Source organism: Stenotrophomonas sp. GD03877, assembly GCF_029840555.1.
GTDB lineage: Bacteria > Pseudomonadota > Gammaproteobacteria > Xanthomonadales > Xanthomonadaceae > Stenotrophomonas > Stenotrophomonas geniculata.
Genome location: NZ_JAOCCT010000081.1, coordinates 1 through 1,006 on the forward strand (window position 1 = coordinate 1; position 1,006 = coordinate 1,006).

General features: G+C 56.3%; 1 protein-coding gene. It reads left to right on the forward strand.

What is annotated here, in order from left to right:
• Positions 1 to 143 precede the first annotated feature (143 nt).
• Positions 144 to 1,006 (forward strand): IS110 family transposase (locus N5D20_RS24670; RefSeq protein ID WP_279915267.1); only part of this gene is annotated, 863 nt, incomplete at its 3' end.

The window sequence follows — 1,006 nt, forward strand, 5'->3', positions numbered from 1 at the left end:
TTGTTCAGATGGTATGGACGCCTCCCCCCGGCAGCGGGCCGACCGCAGCACCTCTACATCAATAGAGGATCTTCGCTGCCCCGGCATCTAGGTGCCAAAGTGGAGAGTGGATAACAAACACCACTTGAGCAGGAGGATCCACCATGAAACATAGCGTAATTGGCATGGACATCGCCAAGAAGGTTTTCCAGCTGCACACCGTTGATCAGTGCACTGGGAGGATCGAGCGTATCAAGCTGCGCCGTGATGAAGTGCTGGCGTTCTTTGCAAATTATCCGACCAGCCTGGTGGCAATCGAGGCCTGTGGCAGTGCCCACTGGTGGGCACGTCAGCTTCAACAGCAGGGGCATGAGGTACGGCTACTCGCCCCTCGTTCGGTACGCCCCTTTGTGCTGCGAAACAAAACCGATGCGGCTGACGCTCAAGCCATCTGGACAGCGGTGCAGCAGCCCGGCGCTTGCCTGGTGGCAATCAAGCAGGCGGATCAGCAGGCGATCCTCTCGCTACACCGTATCCGCTCCCAGTTGCTGAAATTTCGCATCATGCAGAGCAATAGCTTACGTGGGCTGCTTTACGAATTCGGAATCGTGCTGCCAGAAGGTTATACCCAGCTGAGTAAGGCCGTTCCGGAGGCCTTTGCCAATGCTGAGCATCAAGTGCCTTCCATGTTGTTGGACAGCCTACGCGATCAGTGGACTCGGATTATCCAGCTGGATGAGGAAATTCGAAAAATCGAACTGCGTTTGAAACAGTGCCTACGTGAGAACTCCGCCTGCCAGAAAATTGCAGAGATTCCCGGAATTGGTTTGTTGACCGCTACAGCCGCTGTTGCCTCACTGGGAGATGCGAAAACCTTCCATTCTGGTCGCCAGTTCGCAGCTTGGCTGGGGCTGGTTCCTCGACAAACGGGCACCGGTGGCAGAGTTCGGCAACTGGGGCTGAGCAAGCGCGGAGACACCTATCTGCGAACGCTGTTGATGCATGGCGCTCGCTCGATCCTCAATAG